Source organism: Mesorhizobium sp. M0077, assembly GCF_040322955.1.
In the GTDB taxonomy this organism is placed as follows: Bacteria; Pseudomonadota; Alphaproteobacteria; order Rhizobiales; family Rhizobiaceae; genus Mesorhizobium.
Map to the genome: position 1 here is coordinate 76,227 of NZ_JAMYUL010000017.1, position 18,840 is coordinate 95,066.

The following is an 18,840-nucleotide window of genomic DNA, read 5'->3' on the forward strand; positions in this document are numbered from 1 at the left end:
TCGCTCCGCGCGTAAGGATCCCGCCGCGCTCTCGACAGTAAGAGCGGCGGGATCCTCAACCGGCGATGAAGGGACTTTGATCGACGGTCTTCTCCTAATGTGGCTTCCGGTTGCGTGTTCCCTGGTTTGGACCTTATCCACCGACTATGGGACTAAGGTCCGGAGCCTAAATGGAACCAATGGGGAAGAGCGGAATCCATGTGCCTTTAAGAGGCTTCAACCTGAGGGCACGACGGCTGATCGTCAGCCTCCCGCCAGAGACAGTCCACGGGCGCGCTCGCGCAGCAACGCAAGCAGTTCGTCGCGCCGTGGCTCCGGCGTGTCGACGGGTAACACCAGACACAAGGTCCTTTTGATGGCGCCGTGGCCGTCGTGGATGGGCGCTGCCATGCACCAGGTGAAGCGGTCCGCCAGAGCGGCGGTCTCGCTGAAACCCTGCCGGTGGGCCAGGGCAACATCGGCAAAGAATTCGGCTGGTGCAATGATGCGGCCGTCGGGAAGCTTGTAGTCGCCAGATGGGATGAAGTCCCTCAACTCTTGCTCGTTCATATGGCCGAGGAGCAGCCGTCCGGATGCCGTCCATGGGATCGGCACCTCGACCCCGACATCGCTTGAGATCCGGAACGGGCCCGGCGAATCTCGGCAGTCCAGAACGACGTATTTGTTGCCACGCAGGCCGCATAGCTGGACCGTCTCGCCTGTCTCGGCGGCCAACTTATCCAAGGTCTCGATGATGCGACGGTAATGGGCGTTGTGATGTGAGTAGGCCCAGCCGAACAGATGCATGGCGCGTCCGAAATAGACGTAACCTTCACCGCCGACGTTTTCGAGCATTTCGGCGTCGAGCAGGCTGTTGACGATCTCGTAGGTGGTCGAACGCGGCGCGCCGATCATCTTGGCGATGTCGCCGACGCGCATTGGCGCGCGGTGCCGCAGCAACGCCTCGAGCAGCATGATGACGCGGTCAATGCCGCGTCGTCGTTCGCCGTTGCGCGGCTCCGCGCCGGCTTCCTTCCCGATCGCATCGTTAGTGCCGTCGCTCATGACCATCCGCCAAAATCATTTCGGTTCTCGTCTCAAGGCGCTTGAAAGATGTCAAGGCTCGGTCTAGCATCCAATTTGTCCGATATACAGACACATTGTCTGAAATACCAGACAAACTAACGAGCCGGACGCAGACAAATCCCGAGAGGACACACGGTTTCCAAGACCCGGCGACCGACGGGTTTCCTCGCCCTTGTTCTGCACGTCGAGGCCACAACCTCTGAAGGGAACAGTCATGATGAAATCACCGTTTTTCGCATCCGCCAGCGCGCTTTGCCTCGGTCTCGTGCTGAGCTTTGGCGTCGCCTCGCAGGCCAATGCTGCCGCCAACTGCATCAAGGGCGACCGCAAGGCGCCGTACACGATCGGCTGGGCCAACATCTATTCCGTGCCGACCTGGATGAAGCAGACCCAAGGCACGATCGAAGCCGAAGTCGAGACCCTGAAGAAGCAGGGACTGGTCGACAAGCTCGTCGTCACCGACGCTCAGGGCGATGCCAACGTCCAGATCCAGCAGATTCAGTCGATGATCGATTCCGATGTCGACGCCATCATCCTGATCGCCGGTTCGTCGACCGCACCGGCACGCGTTCTGGCCGACGCCTGCGCCAAGGGCATCGCCATCATCAACTTCGACAGCCTCGTCGACACCGACAAGGTCACCGCCAAGGTCAACACCGATTCTTCGCAATGGGGCGACCAGGCCGCCAAGTTCCTGATCGACGCCATCGGCGGCAAGGGCAAGATCCTGATCCTCAATGGCCCCGCCGGGGTTTCGGTCAGCGATGACAGGCGCAAAGGCGCCGACGCTGAGCTCAAGGCCCATCCCGACGTGACGGTGCTTGCCGAGACCAACACGCCCTACAACGTCGCGCCGGCACAGGAAGCCGTCACCAGCCTGCTCTTCGCCAACCCCGAGATCGACGGCATCCTGTCGCTCGGCGGCGCTCTGTCGGCAGGCGCCGTGCTGGCCCTCGACAAGCAGGGCCGTGAACAGGTGCCGATCACCGGTGAGAACGCCCGGCAGTTTTTGGAACTCTGGAAAGAAAAGGGCTTGAAGAGCTGGGCGACGATGCAGCCGAACTGGCTCGGCGCCTTCGCCACCTACACCGCCGTTCAGGCGCTGGAAGGCAAGGATGTGCCGGCTTTCGTCAAGATTCCGCTGCCGGTGATCGACAATTCCAACATCGACGAATACCTCGCCCGGGCCAAGGACTTCCCGGCTGACGGCTACATCTTTTCTCCTTACGATGAGGAGCTGTTCAAGAAGCTGCTGGCTCAGAAATAAGCCTGAAGGGTTGTAGCGTTGACAACCATGGCTCCGCTGCTCGCGGCGCGCGGGGTGTCGAAGTCTTTCTTCGGCAACCCCGTCCTGCGCGACGTTTCAATCGCTCTCCAGCCGGGCCGCGTGCATGCGCTGCTCGGCGAGAACGGCGCCGGAAAGTCGACCTTGATCAACCTTTTGTCCGGCGCCTTGAGACCGGATGGCGGGACGATCGAGGTCGATGGACGCGCGGTCTCACGCATGACGCCAGCTGTTGCGCGGCAGGCCGGCATCGCCGTCGTCCAGCAGGAACTCAGCCTGACGGCCAGTCTTTCCATCGCCGAAAATGTTGGTCTCGGCGCCTATCCCAAACGGTTCGGCCTGATCGACTACCGCGAACTCGCTGCGCGGGCGAGGGCCGCATGCGAACTTGTCGGGCTGCACGAGCCGCTGTCGACGCCGGTCGGGAATCTGTCGCTCGGCCGCCGCCAAATGGTGGAGATCGCCAAGGCGCTCTACCGCCGGCCGCGCGTGCTCATTCTCGACGAACCGACATCGTCGCTATCGGCAACCGAAACCAAAATCCTCACCGATCTGCTGCAGCGGTTGCGCGGCGAAGGCATCGCCATTCTCTACATCTCGCACCGACTGAACGAAGTCATGGCGCTGTGCCAGCACGTCACCGTGCTGAAGGACGGCACCTGCACGGCCGACCGCACCCTGGAAGGCACCGACGCCGCCGGGTTGGTTCGGCTGATGGTCGGCCGCGATCCCGGTGATCTTTTTCCGCAATGGCAGCCTTCCAGTTTGCTTGCCGACGCTATCTCCGTCCGAAATCTTTCGGCCGGCCTGATGCGCGACGTCGATCTGGATATCAAAACGGGCGAAGTGCTTGGCATTGGCGGCCTGGTCGGGCAAGGGCAGGAAGATCTGCTGCTCGGTCTCTACGGCGCCATTCCGGCACGGACGGCGTCGGCGACCGTCAACGGCGCCTCCGGCCTGCCCGGCGGCGTGCCGAAAGCCAACGCGCTGGGGCTGGCCTATGTGCCCGCGGATCGCAAGCGCGAGGGCCTGCACCTGATCCATCCCATCATCACCAACATGATGCTGCCCGCCTTTGCCAGGCTGCCGGCGCTGAAGCTGCGCAGCCGCTGCGCAGAGCGCGAGACGGCCAAAAGCCTTGCCGCCCAACTCGGCATCAAGGGTCACCTCGGCCGGGCGGCGCAGGCTCTATCGGGCGGCAACCAGCAGAAGGTGGCGCTGGCGAAATGGATGCCGCACGACCCGTTGGTGCTTCTGCTCAACGATCCGACGCGCGGCGTCGACGTCGAAACCAAGCGTGAGATCTACATGATGCTTCGCAATTTCGCCGCCGCCGGCAAGGCGGTCGTGCTGCTCAGTTCCGACACGCCCGAACTCGTGCACCTTTGCGACCGTGTAGCCATCGTCCGCGAAGGCCGCATCGTCGCCATGCTGGCGCGTGGAGCGCTGAGCGAGGAAGCCATCGTCTCCGCGGCGATGGGCGCCGAACAGCGGAAGGTTGCGGCATGAACACATCTTCCTCCGCCCGGCAGACCGGCGCGCTCTACTGGCCGGTGCAACTGCGTCGCAATGTCGGCGTGCGCAGCCTGTTTGCCGTCGTCCTAGTGTTTCTCATCGCCTATGGCGTCCTCTTTCCGGGTCTGTTCACGGCGTCCGGCTTCGCCAAATTCACGCAGAGCTGGTTTCCATTGGCTCTGGTCGCGATGGCGCAGGCGATCCTGATGCTCACCGGCGGCATCAGCCTGGCCATCGGCGCGACGGTCAGCTTGGGCGCGGTCATCGCCGCGACGACGATGGCCGGGCCGCTGGGCGTCGCCGGGGGCACTGCCGCGGTGGCGCTGACGGGCCTCGGCATCGGGGCGGCGACCGGCTTCATCGTGGTACGGCTTCGGCTGCCGGCCATCGTGGTGACGCTTGCCGGGTCGTTCATCATCGGCGGCGCCGCACTGCTGATCCTGCCGCGGCCCGGCGGCGCAATCCCGGCGTGGCTGTCCGACCTGCTTGCCGGCAACACACCGGCGGCATTCGTGCTGCTGGTGCTCATCGTTCTCCTGTGGAAGCTCTATCTCGCCACGCCGCTTGGCTTGAGCCTCTATGCCGCCGGCGAGAATCCGGTCGGCGCCTATCGCTCCGGCGTGCCGGTCGACGGCGCGCGCATTGCGGCCTATGCGATCAGCGGTCTGCTCTCCACCGGCGCCGGCTTGTTCGTCGCCGCACAGACCGGTTCGGGCGACCCGGTCATCGGCGCCGCCTTTACCCTGAACTCGATTGCCGCTGCGGTGCTCGGCGGCATCGGCTTCCTCGGCGGCCAGGGCACGATGCGCGGCGCGCTTGCCGGCAGCCTGCTGCTCAGCCTGATGATCAGCGTCATGTTCTTCCTCGGCTTCACGCCGGTCGCACAATATGTGGCCCAGGGCCTGATCATCATCGGCGCGGTCGCCATCCCGCAATTCCGCAAGGCACAGCAATGACAGCATGGAATGACAGCGCGGGCGGCAAACGCGCCCTGACGGTCCTGCGCAGCCGGCCGTTTCTCACCGTTGCCATCGTTGCCGCGGTCTGGATCGTGGCGAGCTTCGTTTCGCGCGGCTTCGGCGCTTATGGCCATCTGCGCTATCTGGTGGAGCTCGGCGCCGTCATCGGCCTGGTTGCCGCGGGCCAGACTTTTGTGGTGATCGCCGGCGGCATCGACCTTTCCGTCGCGGCCATCGTCACGGTCAGCGCCGTCAGCCTGCCGCTGCTGTCGTGGCAGGTGGATCCGACCGGCATCACCGCCATTCTTGCCGTTCTGGTGCTGACCACGGCAATCGGCCTGGTCAACGGGCTCGGCGTCGCTTTGCTGCGCGTCCACCCGATGATCATGACATTGGCCATGGCGACATTCTTGCAGGGTCTGTTGATCATCATCGCCGGCGGCAGCGCCGTGACCGCCGAGAACCCGCTGGTCCACTGGCTCGGCAATGGCCGGCCGGCCGGCATTCCCGCTGGCGTATTGTTGTGGGTGGTCGTCTCGGTGATCGTGCTGACCACGATGCATGCGACATCGCTCGGCGCCCGGATTTTTGCCATGGGCGCCAACCCGCTTGCCGCGGCGCTGTCCGGTGTTCCGGTCACGTCCACGACGCTTGCGGTCTACGGCATCAGCGGCTTCTGCTCGGGACTTGCCGGCGTGCTCGTGTTGGGCATGAACGGACAGGGCTATGTCGGCATCGGCGATCCCTATCTGCTCGCCTCGATTGCCGCCGTGGTCCTCGGTGGCACCTCGATCCTCGGCGGGCTTGGCACCTATGCCGGCACCATCCCCGGCGCCATCCTGCTGGTCACCATCACCGCGCTGATCACCGTCGTCAACGCATCGCCCGGCTGGCGCAGCATCCTGTTCGGCTCGCTGATCCTCGGCCTGCTGCTGCTCTCAGGCCGGGAGCAGGCGCGCCGATGACACATCGTCGAGCCGATAGATGCGCCTTGCGTTGCCGAAGAACAGCGCCGTCTGCTCGTCGGCGGAAAAGTCCGCTGTGATGGTTTTGAAGCCGTCATATATGTCATCGAACGAGGCATGCAGGCCGGCGACCGGAAAGTCGCTGCCGAACATGGCGCGACCGGTGCCGAAACAATCGATGCAATGCAGGACGACGGGCTTCAGGCTGTCGAGCGTCCAGTCATGATCGTAGGCGACCAGATCCGATATTTTGATGGCGACGTTGTCGCATTGCGACAGAAGCCGCAGCCCGTCGCGCCACACCTGCATGCCATCGGCGTCGCGGTCGATCGGGCTACCGCAATGGTTGAGCACGAATTGCTGATCGGGGAAGGCCCTGGCAAGCAGCCCCGCGTCGGCGAGCTGGCGCGGAAACACCATCATGTCGAAGGCCAGCCGATGCTGGCCAAGCAAGGCAAGCCCGGCGCGCCAGGCCGGATCGTCCATGATGCCGTCACGGGCCGCAAAACGGCGGGCAGGGTCGGGATCCCAGCTCAATATGTCGCGCACGCCGGCGACACGCTCGAACGCGGCTTGCGCTTCGATCAGCGCCGGCGCCTGGCGATCGGCGAGCGGCACGTGAACGACATAGCGGGCGGCGACGCCGCGCGATTTGTCGAGTGTTTCAAGCCAGCGCGTTTCTCCGATGCAGTCGCCACTCGCCCAGCCGGCTTCGACATGGACGGTGGCGATGACATTATGCCCTATGGCATCGCGCGCATAATCCCCGGGCAGATAGTTCCGCCGCAAGGGGCCAAGCTCGCCGAGGCCGCCGCGCTCGCTGGCCGTGGCGGCGAGCCAGGGATGCCGTCCCAGTCTGAGATCCCAAAGATGATGATGGGCGTCGATGATCGGTCCGGCGTAAGGTTCTGGCACGTATCTCTCTCAGGCTGTGACCGGCGATCGATCCTGGCTTCGTTCTGCGACGGTAAAAGGGTTAGCATCGCATGACTGAAAACTCACCGGTTCCAGCCCTTTCGGTGCGCGAAAATTTTCGGCTCGACGACCGCATCCGCGGCGTGCCTCCCGGCACAACCGGGCTGGACAGCAGCCTTGTCGCGGCCGAGCACTGGCATCCGGCCGATGGACGCATGGCGCTTCCGGTGCTGACCCTCGACGAGGCGGCCTTCTCCGCCAATCGCGACCTGTTCCTGCGCTATGCGCGCGAACACAATGTTGCGATCGCTCCGCATGCCAAGACGCCGATGGCGCCCGATCTTACCCGGTCGCTGGTCGAGGCCGGCGCATGGGGCACGACGGTCGCCGACATCAGGCAAGCGACAGTGATGCTGAAGGCCGGCTTGACACGGCTGATCATCGCCAATGAGGTTGGAGGAGCCGGCGGCGCCAACCGGCTGGCCGTGCTTGCTGGTGCCTGGCCGGATGCCGAGCTCTATGTCTTTGCCGACTCGGTCGACGCCGTGAACGCGCTTGCCGAGGCTTGGCGCGCCAATGCGGCGCTGCCGCCGCTGCGCGTGCTGGTCGAACTTGGTGCGGGCAGGGCGGGCGCCCGCACCACCGCGCAAGCCGAGGCCATCGCCGATGCGATCACGGCTGCCGGCGGGCGGCTGCTGATCGCCGGCGTTGCGACCTATGAAGGGGCGGCGGCGCAACCCGAGCCCGGTCGCACCGATGAGGTGATATCCGGCCTGCTGGCAATGACCGCCGACATGTTCCTGCGGCTGCGTGCCCGCGTCGGCGGCGACGCACCGCTGATCGTCACAGCCGGCGGCTCCGCCTTCTTCGACCAGGCGGTCGCGGCGCTTGCACCCCTCGTTTCCAGCGACGGCAACGCAACGCTGGTGCTGCGCAGTGGCGCCATCTTCTTCCACGACCACGGCACCTATGACCGTTCGCTCGGCGCCCTCGATGCCCGCAAGGGTTTTGCCATAGGCGGCATCAGCGCTTCGGCGCGGCATTCCTTTCGCCCTGCGCTACGCCTGTGGGCCGAAGTGCTGTCGCGGCCTGAGCCCGGCCTCGTCATCTGCGGCATGGGGATGCGCGACGTGTCGTTCGACCAGGGATTTCCAACGCTGCTCACGGTCTTCCGCGCCGGGAAGCCGTCGCCGACGCCCATCGCGCGCGCCGAGGTGGTCAAGCTCAACGACCAGCATGCCTTCCTGTCGATTGCGCCTAGCGACGACATCGCCGTCGGCGACGTCATCGAATTCGGCATCTCGCACCCCTGCACCTGCCTCGACCGTTATCGTGTGATCTTCGGGGTCGACGCCACCGGCCACGTCCGCCACGCTTTCCCCACCTGGTTCGGCTGACCAGATCCCCGAAAAAGAGAACCTCGAAAGGATCCGATATGATCAAGTATTTTCAGTCCGGCTCGCGCATGTCGCAGGCAGTCGTCTATGGCGGCCTCGTTCACATAGCCGGCCAGGTGGCCAACGATCGCAAGGCCGGCATCGAAGGCCAGACCAGCGACGTGCTTGCCAAAGTCGAGGCGCTGCTGGTCGAGGCCGGCAGCAGCAAGTCGAAGTTGGTGGCGGTCAACATCTTCCTGCCGCAGATCGGTGATTTCGAGGCCATGAACAGCATCTACGATGCCTGGATCGATCCTGCCCGCCTGCCGGCGCGGGCCTGCGTCGAGGCGCGGCTTGCCGACCCTGATCTGCGCATCGAAATCACCGCGGTCGCGGCGGTCTGACCATGCACACCGGCCTCGCCCACACGCTCGATTTCGACCGCGACGGCAAGACGCTCAGCCATCTAAGCATTCCGTTCTCGATCGATCGCTCGCCCTACTTTCAGGTCAAGGTGCCGATCTGCCTCATCCGCAATGGCGACGGCCCGTCACTGCTTTTGATGGCCGGCAATCACGGCGACGAATATGAGGGCGAGCTGTCGCTGGCAAAACTGGCGCGCCGGCTCGATCCGAAGCGCATCAAGGGCCGCATCACCATCATGCCGATGGCCAACGCCCCTGCGGTGATGGCCGCCAAGCGCTGCTCGCCGCTCGACGGCGGCAATCTCAACCGGGCGTTTCCCGGCGATCCCTCGGGAACGCCGACAAGCCGGCTCGCCAATTTCCTTGAGACGGAGCTGTTTCCTCGTCACGACGTCGTCTTCGATATCCATTCGGGCGGCACGTCGATGGAGCATCTGCCGACCGCGCTGGTCGAACGCAACGCCGATCCCGAGCGCCACCGGCGTGGCGTCGAGCTGATGCGCACGCTCGGCATGCCCTACGGCTTTATCGCTGATAACGGCCAGGCCTCGCCAACCTCGATGGGCGCAGCGCGCCGCGCCGGCGCCGTCGGCGTCAGCGGTGAGTTCGGCGGCGGTGGCACCGCAACGGTCGATTCGATGGCGATCACGGCCCGCGCGCTCGACCGTCTGATGATAGCAATGGGTGTGGTCGACGCGCCGGTTCTTGGCGCGGGCGAAAAGCCTTCGGCGCCGACAAGGCTGCTGTCCCTGTCCAGGCACAGCCAGGGCCTCTATGCCACCCGCCGCGGCTGGTTCGAGCCCGCCGCCAGGCTCGGCGACAGTGTCACTTCAGGACAATTGGCCGGCTGGTACCACGATCTCGAGCGGCTCGATGTTGCCGAGGAGGCCCTACATTTCGCCGAAAGCGGCTTGGTGCTGTCGCGCCGGCTGCACACGATGTGTGAGGCGGGCGACTGCCTAATGCAAGTCGCAGAGCCGGTCGACGGCTGAGCCAAAGGCAGAGGATATTCCATGCAGCAACTGTCCATGTGGACCTATCCCTGGGACATCCAGGATCTCGGCCTGGAGACGGTCGAACGTGATCTTGTCGGGCGCGCCGGGCTCAACATGATCAGCCTGGCGACATCCTATCATGCCGGGCGCTTCCTGCAGCCGCGCAGTCCGCGCCGCAAGGCCTATTTCCCTGAGGACGGCACCATCTATTTCAAGCCGACCGCTGCGCGCTGGGGAAGTCTAGCCATCCAACCCAAGGTGGCTGACGTGATCACCGAGGGCGGCGACGTGCTCGGTCAGCTCATCCGCCGTCGCGACGCGGGCGGGCTAGGCGTTTCGTGCTGGACGGTCTGCCTGCACAACACCCGCCTGGGCATGCTGCATCCGCAGGCCGTCACCCGCAACGCCTTCGGCGATGCCAACTACTACAATCTCTGCCCGTCCCATCCCGATGCGCGCGCCTATGTCCGCGCGCTGATCGCCGACATCTCGCACAGCTATCGGCCGGACCGGATAGAACTTGAAAGCCCGTCCTTCATGGGCTTTGCCCATGAATACCATCACGAGAAGGACGGTGTCGGGCTGACGCCGGAAGACGATTTTCTTTTGTCTCTGTGCTTCTGTCCGTCCTGCGTCGCCCGTGCGGCAAAAGCCGGCATCGATGCCGAGGCGGCGCGTAAGCTCACCAGGCAATGGATCGTCGAGACCTGCGAGCGTGCGGTGCCTGAGCGGCGCTTTCCCGATTTCCCCGCCTGCGGCCTCGACGCCTTTGCGCCGTGGCCGGAGCTCCATGCCTATCTCTTGTGGCGATTCGAGCCAGTGACCAGCCTGGTCGCCGAACTGCGCGAGGTAGCCGATCCCACGACGCGGGTCGTCATTATCGATCTGAAAGACGGCTGGCTTGGCGGTTGCGATCTGGCAGCGCTGGGCAAGGTCTGCGACGGGGCGATCCTGTGCGCCTACGACATGCAGGCCGGCGATGTCGCCAGCCTGATGGCGGCCGGCCGTGCGGCACTGGGCGCGGACAAATTCCTCGGCGCCGGCTACCGGCTGTTCTATCCGGAAATGGCCCGCCCCGACATCCTCGCGGCCAAGGTGAAGCCGGCGCTGGCGCCCGGTGTGGACGGCGTCAATTTCTACAATTACGGCCTCATTCCAGCCGCGCGGCTCGACTGGATCCGCGCTGTTCGGCAGTCTTGAGCCAGCCGGCCAATGCTCGTGGCCACGAGGCGTTGAGGCCGGATTCGGGCGCGAGCGCTGCCGGGTTAATCAAATCAGCGAAACCTGAAGCCATCCATGGTGTAATCCGGGTAGGCGTCCATCGTGTCTAATAGGTCGAACAGGTCAGGTGTGTCCGCCAATATTCCTGACAGAACCAGCACCGTGGCCACGCCGGCAGCAAGTCCGCCGGCGATGTCGTGTTCGACGCTGTCGCCGACGCAGACCACAGTGCTGCGGTCTGGATTGCCTGCCACCGCTAGCGCAGCGCCGAATATAGTGGGGTAAGGCTTGCCGATACGCGTGACGCTACCACCGAGGTCCTCGTAGAGATCCGCCAGCCGGCCGGCGCCGAAGCGCGGCCCCACTGCCGTCAGCATGATCTTGTCAGGGTTGGTGCAGAAGCATGGCACCTGCCGCACCGCAGCCGGCGCAAGAAGCCGGCGATAGTGCTCGAGATCGTAGCGGTCGCCCTCGCTGGCCGAGATCAGCACCAGCTCGGCATCGTCACCGTCCTTGGTCAATGCGAAGGGCAGACCTTCAATCGCCGAGCGGTCATCGTCGCGGCTTATCAACAGGCATTTCGTGTTTGGCAGTAGCTTTCCGGATACCGCCATGTCGTGGAAGAACTCCCACGCGACCTCGCCGGAAGAAACAAAATGGTCCCAGCTTCCCGGTTCGAAGCCGAGCTTTAGCAGCCGGCTCTCGTTGGGCCCCGCCCGCTTGCCGGAGTTCGAGATCAGCACAATGGTCTTGCCGGCGCGCTTCAGCGTCGACAGTGCTTCCACCGCCCCTGGATAGGGGCTGGCACCGTCATGCAGCACGCCGAACTGATCGAGCAGGAAAACATCATAGCGCTCGGCCAGCTGGTTGACGCCGTTGAGGTGTTCGACTGTTTTCGCGCTCATAGAAGCCCCGCCGCGCTTGCGCCCGTCAGCGCCAGTCGCGCCGTGCCGGCGGCGGCTTCGTCCGAAAGTGCCGGCAGGAAATCAACACCAAGTCTGCGCCGCCGGATCGCCGTCCAGGCGGCATTCGCCGCACCGCCGCCGACGCTTCTGACCGACGTCAGCCGCGGCGCGCCGAGCTCGGCGAGCCTGTCATAACCGAGCGCCTCGATCGCGGCGATACCCTCCAACATGGCTTTCAGATAGTCGGCGTCCTCCACCGGTCGGGGCACAAGACGCGGCGGCAGTGCCGGATCGGCGATCGGAAAGCGTTCGCCTGCAGTGGCAAGAGGATAGTAGTCGAGGCCGGTCTCGGTCATCGGGTCGATCGCCATGCTCAGCTCGACGATGCGCGCCAGAGGGAAATGCTGTGTCAGCACCTTGCCGCCGGAGTTCGATGCGCCGCCCGCCAGCCAGACATCTCCAAGCCGATGGCTGTAGATGCCGAAGCGTGGCGCCGAGATAGGCCGGTCGGACAGGATCTTGACGGTCAACGACGACCCCAGCGCGGTGACGCCGTCGCCTATTGCCGCGGCACCTGTTGCCAGGAACGAGGCGCAGCCATCGGTCGTTCCGGCGACGACGGCGATTTCGCGCGGTAAGCCGAACACATCCGCGGCATCCGCGGTGAGCTTGCCGACGACATCGCCCGGCCTGGCGACACCGGGCAGCAACTCCATGCGCATTTCGGTGGCCGCAATCCAGTCCGGCCAGCAGCGGGCCGTGGCGTCGTAACCGGTTTTCAAGGCATTGTTCTCGTCGCTAACATCGAAGCGACCGGAGAATTGTCCCGCGATCCAGTCCGCCTGATGCAGCACCGCGGCAACACCGGGCGTGCGCTGGAACCAGAGCGCCTTGGCAAGACCGGACGTTGCCCCAAGTGCGGCACTGGTCGCTGGGGCTTCGCGAGCGATCGCGACCAGAATGGCGTTGTCGGCGACCGTATCGTTGTACATCAACGGCTCGGCCAGCGGCCGCCCGGCGCCGTCGACCGGCAGCAACGTACCTGAAGTGCCGTCAACAGCGATCGATCGGACCACTGTTCGGTCGATGCCCGAAAGCAGTTCCGCCAGCGCTGCGCCGACCGCTGACCACCACACTGCAGGGTCGCGGGCATTCCGGCCAAACAACTCGAGCGAAACGGCGGAACGCGCGGCAATGGAAAAATCCGGACGCATGGCGACCGCGCGCGCGCCGGACGTGCCGATGTCGATGCCTATGGCAAGCGGCGTGTCAGCGGCTGGCGGCATTGAGTTTCTGGCGATACTTCTCGGCGTCCCAGTTGACCAGTTCATCGTTCTCGACGGCGGTGAGGTAGTTCAGCCGCGCTGCAATGTCGATGCGTGCCGTCACGTCGGCAAGGCAGCGTTGCATGGCGTCGGCGCCCGCACTGGCATCGCCGCGCATCAGCACGCCCAGCCCCGGAAACAGGATCGCCACGGGGTTTGCACCGCACCGCTCGATGACGCGCGGCACATCCTCACCGGGGTTTGCCACCACCGACCCCCGACCCAGAAAGATGACGTGATCGGGGTAGAGGCTGCCCCCGGACGCCATGCGGCGGCTTTCGGGATCGATGGCGACGGCGTGCGCCTCGATTTCCGCCGGCAGCCTGTAACCGGTTTTCCCGGCCAGCGCCGCCAATCCCGCAACATCCGGTTCCGCCACTTGGCGCGCCGGCCGCGCCAGAAGCAGCGTGACGCGGCGCAGCAGCACTTCGGCCTCGGCGACGGTATCGGCCGCGACGACCAGCCCGTGATTGGCAAGGATCAGCACGTCGACCCCAGCCTGAAGCCGCTCGGCAATACCCTGGGCAAGCGGCAGGCCTGGCCGGAAATAAGGAACATACGCCCATTTGAGACCATCAAGGCGTCTGGCGGCTTCCACCTCGCAATTGGCCTGTACCGCCAGCGAAATGGTTTCGACGCAATGGACATGCAGGACGACGCGCTGCGGCATCAGCGCGTGAACGGTGGTTTCAATCGAAGGGCGCAGGCGCCGGGCGTTGAGCGTCTCGATGGCGAAGATCTGCGGCTGGTCGGCGGCGCTGTCGCGCTGTTCGACAGCCCTGAGCAGCGGCGCCATCGCCACCGGGACCATGATGTCTTCGGAGAGCGCATCCTTCAGCCATGTGCCGGAAGCCTTGATCCACAGCGTGTCGCCGGCTTTCAGCGAGGTGTTGCCGCCGGCGGCCTGGGTCAGATTTGGATTGCGCCCGATGCTGGCCGAAAGCGCCCGCAAAGCAGCCATTTCCTGCGCATCCGCATAGCTCGCCATGGCGCATTTCCTCTATCAGCTCCGTCAGCCTCGCAGCTTCGGATACCCGTCGTGGGATGTTGATGTGTATCGCAGATGCGAGCGACTTACGTCAATAGTGATCTAATGTCATCAAAGGTTCTTGCAATCGGAAAGATGTTGAGTAAGTTACGTCAAATGCCGTGGCAAAAACGGCTCCTGGGAGGAAAACGATTGAGCGACTCCGGCCGCCAGCGTCAGATCGTCGAGTTGCTGCGGGATCGCCCCTTCGCGTCGGTGCGCGAACTGCAGGGGCAGCTCGGCGTGTCGGCGGCGACGGTGCGGCGCGACATCGACAAGATCGACGAGGCCGGTGAAGCACGGAAGGTCTATGGTGGCATCTCGGCGCTCGACGGCGCTTCACAGGCGGGTGTTGCCTATGCCAGGCCCTATGACGAGAACCGCGACCTCGCGGTCGAGGCCAAGCGGCAGATCGCCGCTCTCGCGGCCACGATGGTGCGCGACGGCGATGCGGTCATCGTGCATGGCGGTTCGACCTGCTTCCACCTTGGGGTCAAGCTGGCTGAGCGCAGCATCCGTCTCTATACCAATTCGATGCCGCTCGCGGCCTATCTGAGCGACCACGGCCATTGCAGCCTGACCGTTGCCGGCGGCGATCTGCATCGTGAGCCGGGCATCATCCATTCACCGACCCAGGCGGAGCCGTTCTACGCATCGAAGTTCTTTCTCGGCGCGCAAGGCCTTGGCCAGGAGGGCGTGCTGGAATCGCACCCGCTGCTGGTCCGCTCCATCGCCGATCTCAGCCTGTGTGCCGACCAGATCGTGGTGCTGGCCGACAGCCGCAAACTGTCGATCCACGCCCGTAACATCGCGCTGCCCTTGTCGCGCATCGGCACGCTGGTGACCGATGACGGCCTGTCCGACGTCGACGCGCGCATGCTGGAAGACGCGGGCGTCATGGTGCGCATCGCTTCGGCTTCGGGAGCCATCCAGTGAAGATGGCCGTCCTCGATTTCGGCAAGACCAATTCGAAGCTGTTCGTCTTCGCTCAGGACGGGCGCATCGTCGACGAGCGCCGGACCCGGCCGAACTGGATGCGCAAAGATGGCTTCAGCGTGCTTGATGAGGCAGCACTTCACAGTTGGGCGGTTCGCGCCGTAAGCGAGGCCTCCGACGTCCATGGCGTACAGGGCGTGATGGTGTCGGGCCATGGCTGCACCTTTGCCCTGGTCGACGAGGCGGCGCTGACGCATCCGATACTCGATTATGAGCAAGAGCCGCCCGCTGATATTGCCGCGCAAATTGATCGCCTCGTTCCGGATTTCACCGAGACCTTCTCGCCGCGATTGCCGCTCGGCTTCAACTACGGTCGCCACATGCTGTGGCTACAGGCGGTGCAACCCGGTGCATTCACGGCCGCGAAATCGATCCTCGGCTATCCACAATACTGGAGCTGGCGGTTTGGCGGCCGGGCGGTCTCGGAAGTGTCCTATCTCGGCTGCCACTCGCATTTATGGGCGCCGCGCAAGCGCGACTTCAGTTCGCTGGTCGATATTGAGGGCTGGCGCGACCGGATGCCCGCTTTCGAGCGGGCGGGCTCGGTTGTCGGCGAGCAACGCCTCGGCGACACGAAGCGGCGGATCGCCATCCACAATGGTGTCCATGACAGCAATGCCGCGCTCCATGCCTATCGCCGGCAGGAGCTTGGCCCGGTCACCGTCGTCTCGACCGGCACCTGGGTCGTCGTGCTTAATCCGGATTGCCTGCTCGACGCGCTCGATGGCCAGCGCGACATGCTGGTCAATGTCGATATCGACGGCGGCCCTGTGCCGACCATCCGCTTCATGGGCGGGCGCGAATTCGCCACGATCAGCGACGGCTGGCAAGGCGCGATCGCGCCGGCGGCAGTGCAGCGGGTGATCAACGCCGGCAGCATGGCGCTGCCGAGCTTCGCGCCGGGCGGACCAATGCCCGGCCGCGCCGGCAAATTGGTCGGCCGCATGCCAAGCGCCGAGGAACGCGCAGCCGTGGCGCTGCTCTACGTCGCGCTGATGGTCGACCTCTGCCTCGACCAGATCCATTCGGACAACACCGTGATCGTCGATGGCGGACTGAACGCTGGCGGCCTGCTCGCCGGGCTAGTGGCGCAACTGCGTCCCAGCCAGGCCTTCCTGCAAGGGGCCACACTGGAGGGCAGCGCCACCGGGGCGGCGGCGCTGGCCTTCGAGACCGTCGGCCGCGAATTTGCCGCGGAAGTGCCGGAGCCCGTGCGTGCCGCAAGCTTCACCGGACTTGCCCGATATCGCGACACATGGCGTGGCCTCATCGGCGAGCAGGGCATCCCCCGCGCGGCAGCGGGAGGCGCACGGTGATTGTCGCTGCTCAGGCCGAAGTCACGCGCCAGCCAGTGCTGGAAATGCGGCACATCTCGAAGACGTTCGGGCCAGTCCGCGCCTTGCAGGACGTGTCGCTGACCGTCCATGCCGGCGAAGTCCATGCGCTGATGGGTGAAAACGGTGCTGGCAAGTCGACTTTGATGAAGGTGCTGTCCGGCGCCTATCGGCCTGATGCCGGCGGCGAGATACTGATCGACGGCGTGCCGGTCGCCACCGGCGACCCGATCAAGGCGCGGGCTCACGGCATTGCGGTTATCTATCAGGAACTGTCGCTGGCGCCCAACCTGACGGTCGCGCAGAACATCTTCCTCGGCAATGAGCCGAGGCGTTTCGGCATCGTCGACCGCGACCAATGCTACCGGCGCAGCAATGAGATCATCAAGCGTCTCGGCGTGTCCTTCTCCGCACGGGCTCAGGTTTCCAGCCTGTCGCTCGGCGAGCGTCAGCTGGTCGAAATCGCCCGCGCGCTTTCGACCAGCGCGCGCATCATCGTCATGGACGAGCCAACCACCTCGCTGACCTCGCGCGAGACCGACCGTCTCTTCGAGGTCATCGCGACGCTGAAGTCGCAAGGCATCGCCATCATCTACATCAGCCACCGCATGGAAGAGGTCTACCAGTTGGCCGACCGTGTCAGCGTGCTGCGCGACAGCGGCTATGTCGGCACACTCGAGCGCGCCGAGCTGAACGCCTCGCGCCTCGTCTCGATGATGGTTGGCCGCGACCTGTCGGCTTTTTACAGGAAGGATCATCGCCCGCCGGACAGCAAGCGCGCGGTCGCCTTGTCGGTGCGCGGCATGGCAGACGGCAATCTCCTGAAGAACTGCTCCTTCGAACTGTACAAGGGCGAGGTGCTGGCTCTGGCTGGCCTTGTCGGCTCGGGCCGCACCGAACTCGCGCGACTGATCTTCGGTGCCGACAGACGCATCGCCGGAACGCTGGAACTCGACGGCAAGCCAGTAACCATCGGCTCGCCAAGCGAGGCACTGAATGCCGGCATCGCCTATCTCACCGAAGACCGCAAGGAACTCGGCCTGTTTCTCGACATGTCGATATCCGACAACATCAGCATGGGCGTGCTGGCTAGGGATGCGCGGCCCGGCGGCTTGCGCGATTTCAAAGCCGCCGAGAGACGTGCTGCCACGGCCGTTTCGGATCTCTCCATCCGCACCAGGTCGGTACAGGCCAATGCCGGTTCGCTGTCGGGCGGCAACCAGCAGAAAGTGTTGCTTGCCCGCCTGCTCGAGACCGAGCCGCAAGTGGTCATCCTGGATGAACCGACGCGCGGCGTCGATGTCGGAGCGAAGTCGGAAATCTACCGGCTGATCGACAATCTCGCCAAAAAGGGCATCGCCATCCTGATGATCTCCAGCGAACTGCCGGAGGTGATCGGCGTCGCCGACCGCGTGCTGGTAATGCGCGACGGCACGATCGCCGGCGAGGTGACGGCGTCCAAAGACCAGCCGCTGCGCCAGGAAGCAATCATGGAACTTGCAACGGGAGCGGCCAAGGGATGACCGACAAGGCGACCGAGATCAGTGGCCAGGCTGTCGGCAGGAGCCGGCGGTTGCGCACCGCCTTCGCCGCCCTTGGCATGCTGCCGATCCTGATCCTGCTGGCGGTCGGCTTTCAGTTGATGAACGCGCGCTTCTTCACCCAGACCAATTTGCTGATCGTCATGCAGCAATCGTCGATCAACATTGTGCTGGCAGCGGGCATGACCTTCGTCATCCTGACCGGCGGGATCGACCTGTCCGTTGGCTCGATACTTGCCGCCTCGGCGATGGTGGCGGTGATGGTGTCGCTGGTGCCTGATTGGGGACTGCTGGGCGTGCCGGCGGCCATTCTCGTCGGCCTCGGCTTCGGCGTCATCAACGGGCTGCTGATCGCCTATATCAGACTGCCGCCCTTCATCGTCACGCTGGGGTCGCTGACCGCTGTGCGCGGCGTCGCCCGCCTGCTCGGCCAGGACACCACGGTGTTCAACTCGGACCTGCCGTTCGACTTCATCGGCAACGGTTCGCTGTTCGGCATTCCGTGGCTGGTCATCATCGCCTTGTCGATCGTGGTGCTGTCCTGGCTGGTGCTCAAGCGCACCGTGCTCGGCACCTGGATCTATGCCGTTGGCGGCAATGCCGAAGCGGCGCGGCTGACCGGCATCAAGGTGCCGCTGGTGCTGCTCTTTGTCTATGGCGTTTCCGGCCTGCTGGCCGGCCTTGGCGGCGCCATGTCAGCGGCCCGGCTCTATGCGGCCAACGGGCTGCAGCTTGGGCAGTCTTACGAACTCGACGCCATTGCCGCGGTCATTCTCGGCGGCACCAGCTTCGTCGGCGGCGTCGGCTCGATCTGGGGTACGCTGATCGGTGGCCTGATCATAGCGGTGCTCTCCAACGGGCTTATCTTGGCCGGTGTCTCGGACATCTGGCAGTACATCATCAAGGGATTGGTCATCATCGTGGCAGTCGCCCTCGACCGCTACAGGCTCCAGGCAGGAGCGAGAACGTGATTGACCTTGGTCGCCGGCGT

General features: G+C 64.8%; 17 protein-coding genes. 12 read left to right on the forward strand and 5 right to left on the reverse strand.

Annotated elements, in window-relative coordinates:
• Nucleotides 1-243: 243 nt before the first annotated feature.
• The gene (locus NKJ57_RS26340; RefSeq protein WP_023686799.1) at nt 244-1,044 is read right to left on the reverse strand and encodes an IclR family transcriptional regulator; all 801 of its coding nucleotides are present in this window, start codon (nt 1,042-1,044) and stop codon (nt 244-246) included.
• Between the two features lie 235 nt (nt 1,045-1,279).
• Between NKJ57_RS26340 and NKJ57_RS26345 the strand changes: the two genes are divergently transcribed.
• From NKJ57_RS26345 to NKJ57_RS26360, 4 genes are read left to right on the forward strand one after another with little or no spacing between them, the layout of a single operon-like run.
• The gene (locus tag NKJ57_RS26345) at nt 1,280-2,332 is read left to right on the forward strand and encodes an ABC transporter substrate-binding protein (protein ID WP_023748647.1); all 1,053 of its coding nucleotides are present in this window, start codon (nt 1,280-1,282) and stop codon (nt 2,330-2,332) included.
• Nucleotides 2,333-2,359: 27 nt separating this feature from the next.
• Nucleotides 2,360-3,859, forward strand: coding sequence for a sugar ABC transporter ATP-binding protein (locus tag NKJ57_RS26350; RefSeq protein WP_352513178.1), 1,500 nt, complete (start codon nt 2,360-2,362; stop codon nt 3,857-3,859).
• On the forward strand, nt 3,856-4,821 hold the full coding sequence (locus NKJ57_RS26355; RefSeq protein ID WP_023686801.1) for an ABC transporter permease: 966 nt from the start codon (nt 3,856-3,858) through the stop codon (nt 4,819-4,821). Before NKJ57_RS26350 ends, NKJ57_RS26355 begins: the two co-directional genes overlap by 4 nt.
• Nucleotides 4,818-5,789, forward strand: coding sequence for an ABC transporter permease (locus NKJ57_RS26360; RefSeq protein WP_023748645.1), 972 nt, complete (start codon nt 4,818-4,820; stop codon nt 5,787-5,789). Before NKJ57_RS26355 ends, NKJ57_RS26360 begins: the two co-directional genes overlap by 4 nt.
• Here the strand turns inward: NKJ57_RS26360 and NKJ57_RS26365 are convergent.
• A complete protein-coding gene (locus NKJ57_RS26365) occupies nt 5,763-6,704 on the reverse strand; it encodes an amidohydrolase family protein (RefSeq protein WP_023735735.1) in 942 nt (313 codons plus the stop codon). The genes NKJ57_RS26360 and NKJ57_RS26365 overlap by 27 nt on opposite strands.
• A gap of 71 nt (nt 6,705-6,775) precedes the next feature.
• On the opposite strand from NKJ57_RS26365, the gene NKJ57_RS26370 reads away from it, so the two are divergent.
• From NKJ57_RS26370 to NKJ57_RS26385, 4 genes are read left to right on the forward strand one after another with little or no spacing between them, the layout of a single operon-like run.
• Entirely contained in the window at nt 6,776-8,101 is a 1,326-nt protein-coding gene (locus NKJ57_RS26370; RefSeq protein ID WP_352513144.1) for an alanine racemase, read from the forward strand.
• A gap of 38 nt (nt 8,102-8,139) precedes the next feature.
• Nucleotides 8,140-8,484, forward strand: a complete 345-nt coding sequence (locus NKJ57_RS26375) for a RidA family protein (protein WP_023670576.1) — start codon at nt 8,140-8,142, stop codon at nt 8,482-8,484.
• A 2-nt stretch (nt 8,485-8,486) separates the two neighbouring features.
• Complete coding sequence (locus tag NKJ57_RS26380; RefSeq protein ID WP_023686805.1) at nt 8,487-9,497, forward strand: succinylglutamate desuccinylase/aspartoacylase family protein; 1,011 nt, start codon at nt 8,487-8,489, stop codon at nt 9,495-9,497.
• A gap of 21 nt (nt 9,498-9,518) precedes the next feature.
• Nucleotides 9,519-10,700 carry a hypothetical protein gene (locus NKJ57_RS26385; RefSeq protein WP_352513142.1) on the forward strand — a complete coding sequence of 394 codons (1,182 nt, stop codon included), beginning with the start codon at nt 9,519-9,521 and terminating at the stop codon, nt 10,698-10,700.
• Nucleotides 10,701-10,774: 74 nt separating this feature from the next.
• Here NKJ57_RS26385 and NKJ57_RS26390 read toward each other — a convergent pair whose 3' ends face one another.
• From NKJ57_RS26390 to NKJ57_RS26400, 3 genes are read right to left on the reverse strand one after another with little or no spacing between them, the layout of a single operon-like run.
• Nucleotides 10,775-11,626 (reverse strand): TIGR01459 family HAD-type hydrolase, encoded by an 852-nt coding sequence (locus NKJ57_RS26390; RefSeq protein WP_352513140.1) that lies wholly within the window; start codon nt 11,624-11,626, stop codon nt 10,775-10,777.
• Nucleotides 11,623-12,912 carry an FGGY-family carbohydrate kinase gene (locus NKJ57_RS26395; protein WP_031201226.1) on the reverse strand — a complete coding sequence of 430 codons (1,290 nt, stop codon included), beginning with the start codon at nt 12,910-12,912 and terminating at the stop codon, nt 11,623-11,625. The genes NKJ57_RS26390 and NKJ57_RS26395 overlap by 4 nt, the downstream gene beginning before the upstream one ends.
• Nucleotides 12,896-13,939: a class II aldolase/adducin family protein gene (locus NKJ57_RS26400; RefSeq protein ID WP_352513138.1), complete on the reverse strand. Its 1,044-nt coding sequence runs from the start codon at nt 13,937-13,939 to the stop codon at nt 12,896-12,898. Before NKJ57_RS26400 ends, NKJ57_RS26395 begins: the two co-directional genes overlap by 17 nt.
• Nucleotides 13,940-14,131: 192 nt before the next feature.
• Between NKJ57_RS26400 and NKJ57_RS26405 the strand changes: the two genes are divergently transcribed.
• From NKJ57_RS26405 to NKJ57_RS26420, 4 genes are read left to right on the forward strand one after another with little or no spacing between them, the layout of a single operon-like run.
• Nucleotides 14,132-14,914 carry a DeoR/GlpR family DNA-binding transcription regulator gene (locus tag NKJ57_RS26405; protein WP_352513136.1) on the forward strand — a complete coding sequence of 261 codons (783 nt, stop codon included), beginning with the start codon at nt 14,132-14,134 and terminating at the stop codon, nt 14,912-14,914.
• The gene (locus NKJ57_RS26410; RefSeq protein ID WP_023701286.1) at nt 14,911-16,290 is read left to right on the forward strand and encodes an FGGY-family carbohydrate kinase; all 1,380 of its coding nucleotides are present in this window, start codon (nt 14,911-14,913) and stop codon (nt 16,288-16,290) included. The genes NKJ57_RS26405 and NKJ57_RS26410 overlap by 4 nt, the downstream gene beginning before the upstream one ends.
• 44 nt (nt 16,291-16,334) lie before the next feature.
• The gene (locus tag NKJ57_RS26415) at nt 16,335-17,831 is read left to right on the forward strand and encodes a sugar ABC transporter ATP-binding protein (RefSeq protein WP_050587408.1); all 1,497 of its coding nucleotides are present in this window, start codon (nt 16,335-16,337) and stop codon (nt 17,829-17,831) included.
• Complete coding sequence (locus NKJ57_RS26420) at nt 17,828-18,820, forward strand: ABC transporter permease subunit (protein WP_023704479.1); 993 nt, start codon at nt 17,828-17,830, stop codon at nt 18,818-18,820. The genes NKJ57_RS26415 and NKJ57_RS26420 overlap by 4 nt, the downstream gene beginning before the upstream one ends.
• Nucleotides 18,821-18,840 lie beyond the last annotated feature (20 nt).

What these genes read in the sequence shown, in the direction of transcription:
- NKJ57_RS26340 (WP_023686799.1), bottom strand. Translation starts at nt 1,044, where the DNA reads ATGAGCGACGGCACTAACGATGCGATCGGGAAGGAAGCCGGCGCGGAG.
- NKJ57_RS26345 (WP_023748647.1), top strand. Translation starts at nt 1,280, where the DNA reads ATGATGAAATCACCGTTTTTCGCATCCGCCAGCGCGCTTTGCCTCGGT.
- NKJ57_RS26350 (WP_352513178.1), top strand. Translation starts at nt 2,360, where the DNA reads ATGGCTCCGCTGCTCGCGGCGCGCGGGGTGTCGAAGTCTTTCTTCGGC.
- NKJ57_RS26355 (WP_023686801.1), top strand. Translation starts at nt 3,856, where the DNA reads ATGAACACATCTTCCTCCGCCCGGCAGACCGGCGCGCTCTACTGGCCG.
- NKJ57_RS26360 (WP_023748645.1), top strand. Translation starts at nt 4,818, where the DNA reads ATGACAGCATGGAATGACAGCGCGGGCGGCAAACGCGCCCTGACGGTC.
- NKJ57_RS26370 (WP_352513144.1), top strand. Translation starts at nt 6,776, where the DNA reads ATGACTGAAAACTCACCGGTTCCAGCCCTTTCGGTGCGCGAAAATTTT.
- NKJ57_RS26375 (WP_023670576.1), top strand. Translation starts at nt 8,140, where the DNA reads ATGATCAAGTATTTTCAGTCCGGCTCGCGCATGTCGCAGGCAGTCGTC.
- NKJ57_RS26380 (WP_023686805.1), top strand. Translation starts at nt 8,487, where the DNA reads ATGCACACCGGCCTCGCCCACACGCTCGATTTCGACCGCGACGGCAAG.
- NKJ57_RS26385 (WP_352513142.1), top strand. Translation starts at nt 9,519, where the DNA reads ATGCAGCAACTGTCCATGTGGACCTATCCCTGGGACATCCAGGATCTC.
- NKJ57_RS26390 (WP_352513140.1), bottom strand. Translation starts at nt 11,626, where the DNA reads ATGAGCGCGAAAACAGTCGAACACCTCAACGGCGTCAACCAGCTGGCC.
- NKJ57_RS26395 (WP_031201226.1), bottom strand. Translation starts at nt 12,912, where the DNA reads ATGCCGCCAGCCGCTGACACGCCGCTTGCCATAGGCATCGACATCGGC.
- NKJ57_RS26400 (WP_352513138.1), bottom strand. Translation starts at nt 13,939, where the DNA reads ATGGCGAGCTATGCGGATGCGCAGGAAATGGCTGCTTTGCGGGCGCTT.
- NKJ57_RS26415 (WP_050587408.1), top strand. Translation starts at nt 16,335, where the DNA reads ATGCGGCACATCTCGAAGACGTTCGGGCCAGTCCGCGCCTTGCAGGAC.
- NKJ57_RS26420 (WP_023704479.1), top strand. Translation starts at nt 17,828, where the DNA reads ATGACCGACAAGGCGACCGAGATCAGTGGCCAGGCTGTCGGCAGGAGC.